The 7,864-nt window shown below is 70.1% G+C and carries 7 protein-coding genes; all 7 read left to right on the top strand.

Going from position 1 to position 7,864, the window contains the following annotated elements:
• The first annotated feature begins 292 nt into the window (after positions 1–292).
• Positions 293–1,474 (top strand): ROK family transcriptional regulator, encoded by a 1,182-nt coding sequence (locus FE633_RS46460; RefSeq protein WP_119104708.1) that lies wholly within the window; start codon positions 293–295, stop codon positions 1,472–1,474.
• Positions 1,475–1,630: 156 nt separating this feature from the next.
• Positions 1,631–3,148 (top strand): sugar ABC transporter ATP-binding protein, encoded by a 1,518-nt coding sequence (locus tag FE633_RS46465; RefSeq protein WP_138051192.1) that lies wholly within the window; start codon positions 1,631–1,633, stop codon positions 3,146–3,148.
• Positions 3,145–4,164 carry an ABC transporter permease gene (locus FE633_RS46470; RefSeq protein WP_138051193.1) on the top strand — a complete coding sequence of 340 codons (1,020 nt, stop codon included), beginning with the start codon at positions 3,145–3,147 and terminating at the stop codon, positions 4,162–4,164. Before FE633_RS46465 ends, FE633_RS46470 begins: the two co-directional genes overlap by 4 nt.
• Positions 4,165–4,243: 79 nt before the next feature.
• Complete coding sequence (locus tag FE633_RS46475) at positions 4,244–5,281, top strand: substrate-binding domain-containing protein (RefSeq protein WP_138051194.1); 1,038 nt, start codon at positions 4,244–4,246, stop codon at positions 5,279–5,281.
• Between the two features lie 52 nt (positions 5,282–5,333).
• Positions 5,334–6,560, top strand: coding sequence for a Gfo/Idh/MocA family protein (locus FE633_RS46480; RefSeq protein WP_138051195.1), 1,227 nt, complete (start codon positions 5,334–5,336; stop codon positions 6,558–6,560).
• 14 nt (positions 6,561–6,574) lie between these two features.
• A complete protein-coding gene (locus tag FE633_RS46485; RefSeq protein WP_138051196.1) occupies positions 6,575–7,579 on the top strand; it encodes a sugar phosphate isomerase/epimerase family protein in 1,005 nt (334 codons plus the stop codon).
• A gap of 77 nt (positions 7,580–7,656) precedes the next feature.
• Positions 7,657–7,864, top strand: a 208-nt coding sequence (locus FE633_RS46490; RefSeq protein ID WP_138051197.1) for a hypothetical protein, incomplete at its 3' end; no start/stop codon positions are given.

A 7,864-nucleotide genomic window follows, 5' to 3' on the forward strand; every position in this document is an offset into this window, starting at 1 on the left:
CGCCCCTACCCGTCCCATCCCGTACCTGGGGGCTCCGCCCCCAGACCCCCGTGAAAGTCAGCCCCTCCGGCGTTTGAGGAGCGGGGTCTGGGGCGGAGCCCCAGGGATGGGACGGGTAGGGGCGGCGGGGGCGAAAATCCCGTCGAGCGTCCGCCTCCCTTTGTCCTGTGAGTGGAGAAAGTGGGCGCCAATTCCTGCGCAACTTCTTCCCACTCTCGGCAACCGCTGCTACGTTCCCCTCGAAAGCCCGAAGAAGCGGTGCCGATGAGGCGGGGAGGGGCTCGTGAGACGTATGACGGCGCGACCCGCGAACGCCCACCAGGCGCGGCTTCTCAGGCTGTTGCGTGACGACGGCCCCAACTCCCGTGCGCAGCTGGGAGATCGGGTCGACCTTTCGCGGTCGAAGCTGGCCGTGGAGGTCGAACGGCTCCTGGAGACGGGGCTCGTGGTGGCCGACGGACTCGCCGCCTCGCGCGGTGGCCGCCGCTCCCACAACATCAGGCTCGCGCCCGCCCTGCGCTTCCTCGGCGTGGACATCGGCGCGACCTCCATCGATGTGGCCGTCACCAACGCCGAGCTGGAGGTGCTGGGGCACATCAACCAGCCCATGGACGTCCGCGAGGGCCCGGTCGCGGTCTTCGAGCAAGTCCTGTCCATGGCAGCGAAGTTGAAGGCCTCGGGGCTCGCGGAGGGGTTCGACGGCGCCGGCATCGGCGTACCCGGACCGGTCCGTTTCCCCGAGGGCGTCCCGGTCGCCCCGCCGATCATGCCGGGCTGGGACGGTTTCCCGGTGCGCGAGGCGCTCAGTCAGGACCTCGGCTGCCCCGTCATGGTCGACAACGACGTGAACCTGATGGCCATGGGGGAGCAGCACGCGGGCGTAGCACGCACCGTGGGCGACTTCCTCTGCGTCAAGATCGGCACCGGTATCGGCTGCGGCATCGTCGTCGGCGGCGAGGTCTACCGCGGTACGACGGGCAGCGCGGGCGACATCGGCCATATCCAGGCAGTGCCCGACGGCCGCCCGTGCGCCTGCGGCAACCGCGGGTGCCTGGAGGCCCACTTCAGCGGTGCGGCACTCGCCCGCGACGCCGAGGAGGCCGCCCGGCAGGGGCTGTCCCAAGAACTCGCCGCCCGCCTGGAGACCGCGGGCAGCCTCAGTGCCGTCGACGTCGCCGCCGCGGCCGTCGCGGGCGACGCCACCGCGCTCGACCTGATCCGCGAGGGCGGCAACCGCACCGGCCAGGTCATCGCCGGACTCGTCAGCTTCTTCAACCCCGGACTGGTGGTGATCGGCGGCGGAGTGACCGGCCTCGGCCACACCCTGCTCGCCGCGATCCGCACCCAGGTCTACCGCCAGTCGCTGCCCCTCGCGACCGGCAACCTTCCCATCGTTCTGGGTGAGCTCGGCCCCACCGCCGGTGTCATCGGCGCGGCCCGGCTCATCAGCGACCACCTGTTCTCACCCGCGTGATCCGTCCGTACCCGCACGACGCGCAAGAGCACCGCATCAACTCATTCAACGCGTAAGAGTCGCACCACTCCGCAGAGTCGCACCACTTCGCAGGACGCACAGCGCCCTGCTCCGCCCTGCCCTGAAACCGGCCGCACGCCCGCCAAGGGGAACGTCATGGCACCAGAACCACCGCTGCTCACCATGTCCGGCATCACCAAGTCGTTCCCCGGCGTCCGCGCGCTGGACGGCGTCGACCTCGACGTCCAGACCGGCGAAGTGCACTGCCTGCTCGGTCAGAACGGCGCCGGGAAGTCCACCCTCATCAAGGTCCTGGCCGGCGCCCACCAGCCCGACGACGGCACGATCGGCTGGCGCGGCGAACAGGTCACGCTCCGCTCGCCCATCGCCGCCATGCGCCTCGGCATCGCCACCATCTACCAGGAACTCGACCTGGTGGAAGGCCTGTCGGTCGCCGAGAACGTCTACCTGGGACACGAGCCCACGGCCGCCGGATTCGTCGTACGAGGAAAGGACGCGCGCGCCTCAACTGCCGCTATTCTCAAGCGACTTGGCCACTCGGAGATCGATCCGGGCCGGCTGGTCGGCGACTTGTCGGCCGCCCAGCAGCAGATCGTCTCCATGGCGCGGGCCCTCTCCCACGACGTACGCCTCATCGTCATGGACGAGCCGTCCGCCGCCCTCGACCCCGACGAGGTCGACAACCTCTTCCGCATCGTCGGTGACCTCACCGCCGAGGGCGTCGCCGTCGTCTACATCTCGCACCGCCTGGAGGAGATCCGCCGCATAGGCGACCGCGTCACGGTGCTCAAGGACGGGCGCGCGGTGGCGGGCGGGCTGCCCGCGAAGTCGACGCCGACACGTGAGGTCGTCGCGCTGATGACGGGGCGCAACGTCGAGTACGTCTTCCCGGACCGGCCCGAATACCAAGATCTCCCGGATCCCGTCCTCGAAGTCCAAGGCCTCGCCCGCGACGGCGAGTTCGCACCGCTCGACCTCACCCTGCGCCCCGGCGAGATCGTCGGCCTCGCGGGACTCGTCGGCTCCGGACGCTCGGAGATCCTGGAAACCATCTACGGCGCGCGCAAACCGACGGCCGGTCAAGTCCTCGTCGACGGACGGCCCTTGCGCCCGGGAAGCGTACGCGCCGCCGTCCGCGCCGGCCTCGGGCTCGCCCCCGAGGAACGCAAGGCACAGGCCCTGCTGATGCTGGAGTCCGTCACACGGAACGTGTCGGTGTCCTCCATGTCCCGCTTCTCGTACGGGGGCTGGCTCGACCGGGGCGCCGAGCGCGAGGCCGCTCACAAGGCGACGCGTGAGCTGTCGCTGCGACCCGACAACCCGTCCGTGCCCGTGCGCACCCTCTCCGGCGGCAACCAGCAGAAGGCCGTCCTGGCCCGCTGGCTGCTGCGCGGCTGCCGGGTGCTGCTGCTCGACGAACCCACCCGCGGCGTCGACGTCGGCGCACGCGCCGAGCTGTACGCCGTCATCCGCCGCCTCGCCGACGACGGCCTGGCCGTGCTCCTGGTCTCCAGCGAAGTACCCGAAGTCCTCGGCCTCGCCGACCGCGTCCTGGTGCTCCGCGAGGGCCACGTCGTGCACACGGCGCCCGCCCGGGAGCTCGACGAACACCGCGTACTCGACCTCGTCATGGAAGGAACTCCGGCGTCATGACGCAGCCCGTATCCCCGCCCCGGGACGATACCCCGAAGGTGTCGCCGGTGGAGGGACCCAGCCAGTGGCGGACGCTCGCGGCCCGTGCAGACGTCCGCACCCTCTCGCTGCTCGGCGTGCTCGCCGCCCTGATCATCATCGGCGGCATCACCAAGCCCGACGAGTTCCTCGACACCCGCAACCTCCAACTCGTCCTCACCCAGGCCTCGGTGATCGGCGTCGTCACCGTCGGCATGACCTTCGTCATCACCTCCGGCGGCATCGACCTGTCCGTCGGCGCGATCGTGGCGCTCGCCTCGGTGTGGGCCACGACGGTTGCCACCCAGGAGTACGGCTTCGCCGGCATCCTCTTCACGGCGGTGATCGTCGGCGTGGGGTGCGGTCTGGTGAACGGGCTGCTGATCGCCTACGGCGGCATGGTCCCCTTCATCGCGACGCTCGCCATGTTGGCCTCGGCCCGTGGGCTCGCCCTGCAGATCACCGACGGGAAGACTCAGATCGTCACCGTCGAGGGGGTGCTGGACCTCGGCGGGCGAGACGCCTACATCCTCGGCATCCCGCCCCTGGTCATGGTCTTCGCGGTGGTCACCGTCATCGGCTGGCTGCTCCTCAACCGCACCACCTTCGGCCGGCGGAGCGTGGCCGTCGGCGGCAACGCGGAGGCCGCACGTCTCGCCGGCATCGACGTACGCCGCCAGAGGCTGTACCTGTATCTGCTCTCCGGGCTGTGCTGCGGCATCGCCGCCTTCCTGCTGATCGTCCTGTCGGGCTCGGGCCAGAACACCAACGGCAACCTGTACGAACTCGACGCCATCGCGGCCGCGATCATCGGCGGCACGCTGCTCAGTGGCGGACGCGGCACCATCACCGGCTCGGTGCTCGGCGTCCTGATCTTCACCATGATCACCAACATCTTCGCCTTGAACAACCTGCAGAGCGACGTCCAGCAGATCGCCAAGGGCGCGATCATCGTCGCCGCCGTGCTCGTCCAACGCCGTACCGCGAGTACGACCTGAAGCACGACCTGAAGCACGACCTGATGCACGACCTGAAGCACGACCCGAGGGACACGCCTTGAGGAAAGGGCCCACCGCCATGCCAGAGCTCACGAGTCGCAGAGGAATGCTGTTCGGCACCGCCGCCGTCGGGGCAGGTGTCCTTCTCTCCGGCTGCACCAGCAACGAATCCGACGACGAGCCGGCCTCCAACGACCAGCCGGCCGCCGACGACAAGTCCGGCAAGCCCGTCACCATCGGCTTCGCGGGCCCCCAGGCCGACCACGGCTGGCTCAACGCCATCAACGACAACGCCAAGAGCCGGGCCAAGAAGTACAAGGACGTCACGCTGGAGATCACCGAGGGCTCCAACGACACCGCCCAGCAGATCGGCCAGATCGAGACCCTGATCAACAAGAAGGTCGACGTCCTGGTGGTGCTGCCCGCCGACGGCAAGGCCCTCACCCAGGTCGGCCTGCAGGCCATGCGCGCCGGCATCCCCGTCGTCAACCTCGACCGGATCTTCAACTCCCCGCAGGCGTACCGCTGCTGGATCGGCGGCGACAACTACGGCATGGGCCTGAACGCCGGTCACTACATCGGCGAGAAGCTCAAGAACAAGAAGAACGCCCGCGTCATCGAACTCGCCGGGCTCGACAACCTGGAGCTGACCAAGCAGCGCACGCAGGGCTTCGACGCGGCCCTCAAGAACTACCCGAACATCAAGAAGGTCGCCCGGCAGGCCGCCGAGTTCACCGTCGAGTCGGGGCAGGCCAAGATGTCCCAACTCCTGCAGGCCCAGTCGAAGTTCGACGCCCTGTGGAACCACGACGACGACCAGGGCGTGGGCGCGCTGCGCGCCATCGACCAGGCCGGGCGTGACGACTTCCTGATGGTCGGCGGCGCGGGCGCGCTCTCCGCGTTCCAGGCCATCAAGCAGGACGACGGCGTCCTGAAGGCCACCGTCCTCTACCCGCCGACCATGGCCGCGTCCGCGATCGACCTCGCCCGCGCCCTCGGCCAGGGCAAAGGCGTCGGCGGCCTCGCCGAGTTCGAGATCCCGTCGTCCCTGACCCTCTACTCGGCCGTCGTCGACAAGGACAACGTCGATCAGTACATGTCCACCGGCTTCAAGTGATGCGCCCTGCTCACACCCCCCACCGCACCACGACGACGAGGAGGACTTCCCGATGGGAAAGCCGCAGCAGCCCGACGAGGCCCAGGCAGGGGCAGCGGCCGAGAAGCCGCCGCTGGGCGTGGGCATGGTCGGATACGCGTTCATGGGTGCCGCCCACTCCCAGGGCTGGCGCACTGTGGGCCGCGTCTTCGACCTGCCACGCCGCCCCGTCCTCGCCGCCGTCTGCGGCCGCGACGGCCAGGCCGTCCGGGCGGCGGCCGACCGACTCGGCTGGGCTGCCACCGAGACCGACTGGCGGTCGCTGATCGCCCGGGACGACGTCGACCTCGTCGACATCTGCACGCCGGGCGACAGCCACGCCGAGATCGCCCTCGCCGCGCTGGCCGCGGGCAAGCACGTGCTGTGCGAGAAGCCCCTGGCCAACACGGTGGAGGAGGCCGAGGCGATGGCCGAGGCCGCCGAAGCCGCCGCCGAGCGGGGCCAGGTGGCGATGGTCGGGTTCAACTACCGCCGGGTGCCCGCCACCGCGCTGGCCCGGCAGATGGTCGCCGAGGGCCGCCTGGGCGCCCTGCGCCACGTACGGGTGACCTATCTCCAGGACTGGCTGGTGGACCCCGGATTCCCGCTGACCTGGCGGCTGCGCAAGGAGACGGCGGGTTCGGGCGCGCTCGGCGACCTGGGCGCGCACATCGTCGACCTCGCGCAGTATCTGGCGGGGGAGCCGGTGACGGGCGTGTCCGCGCTCACCGAGACGTTCGTACGGGAAAGGCCGCTGCCCGGCGGAGCGTCCAGCGGTCTGTCCGCCGTCTCGTCCGCGGCCGAGGCGGTCGGCCAGGTCACCGTGGACGACGCCGCCGTGTTCACCGGGCGGTTCGCCTCGGGCGCGCTCGCCTCCTTCGAGGCCACCCGGTACGCGACCGGCCGTAAGAACTCCCTGTGCATCGAACTCAACGGCGAACACGGATCGTTGGCGTTCGATCTGGAGCGGCTCAACGAACTCTCGTACCACGACGGCAAGGAACCCGGCGCGCACGCGGGTTTCCGCCGCATCCTCGTCACCGAACCCGAGCACCCCTACCTGGAGGCCTGGTGGCCGCCCGGCCACGGTCTCGGCTACGAGCACACCTTCGTCCACCAGGCCCGCGACCTGGTGCATGCCATCGCCGAGGGCAGCCCACCGGCGCCCTCCTTCGCGGACGGGCTGCAGGTGCAGCGCGTGCTCGCGGCGGTCGAGGAGAGCGCCGCCAAGAACTCCGTCTACACATCCGTGGTGGTCTGAGGAGGCCCTGACCCATGCCGCGCAACTTCACGCTCTTCACCGGACAGTGGGCCGACCTGCCGCTCGAGGAGGTCTGCCGCCTCGCCCGTGACTTCGGCTACGACGGACTCGAACTCGCCTGCTGGGGCGACCACTTCGAGGTCGACAAGGCACTCGCGGACTCCTCGTACCTCGACTCCCGCCACCAGTTGCTCGACAAGTACGGCCTCAAGTGCTGGGCCATCTCCAACCACCTGGTCGGCCAGGCCGTGTGCGACGCCATCATCGACGAACGCCACCAGGCGATCCTCCCGGCCCGCATCTGGGGCGACGGCGAGGCGGAAGGCGTACGACAGCGGGCGGCGTCCGAGATCGCCGACACCGCACGCGCCGCTGCCGCCTTCGGTGTCGACACCGTCATCGGCTTCACGGGGTCCGCCATCTGGCACCTGGTCGCGATGTTCCCGCCCGCCCCCGAGTCGATGATCGAGCGCGGCTACGAGGACTTCGCCCTGCGCTGGAACCCCATCCTCGACGTTTTCGACAGCGAGGGCGTGCGGTTCGCCCACGAAGTCCACCCCAGCGAGATCGCGTACGACTACTGGACAACCCAGCGTGCGCTGGCCGCGGTCGACCACCGTCCTGCCTTCGGGCTGAACTTCGACCCCTCGCATTTCGTCTGGCAGGACCTCGATCCGGTCGGCTTCCTGTGGGACTTCCGCGACCGCATCTACCACGTCGACTGCAAGGAAGCGCGCAAACGCCTCGACGGACGCAACGGCCGCCTCGGCTCCCACCTGCCGTGGGGCGATCCGCGCCGCGGCTGGGACTTCGTGTCCGCCGGCCACGGTGACGTGCCGTGGGAGGACGTCTTCCGGATGCTGCGCTCCATCGACTACACGGGACCCGTCTCGGTCGAGTGGGAGGACGCGGGTATGGACCGCCTCCAGGGCGCACCCGAGGCACTCACCCGGCTCAAGGCATACGACTTCGAACCGCCGTCGGCGTCCTTCGACGCCGCGTTCGGCGGCAACGACTGATCCTTCTCCGCCTCCGGGGTGACGGCGCACCCCGGCGCACCGCACGCACGTACAACCCGCCCCAATCTGGAGGCACCGTGCACGGGAACGACATCAGCACAACCAGAACCGCCAGAACCGGCAGCCGCGGACGACGCCCGCGGCTCCGGAAGACGCTCGCCCTGCTCACCGGCGCGCTTCTCGCCGGGGCGTCCCTCGGCCTCGCCACGCCGCAGGCGGGCGCCGCCGTCGCCGATCCGGGTGGCGCACCGGCCGCACCCGCCGCGCCTTCCGCCGCCGCGGCCG

Source organism: Streptomyces montanus (genome assembly GCF_005786655.1).
In the GTDB taxonomy this organism is placed as follows: Bacteria; Actinomycetota; Actinomycetes; order Streptomycetales; family Streptomycetaceae; genus Streptomyces; species Streptomyces sporangiiformans.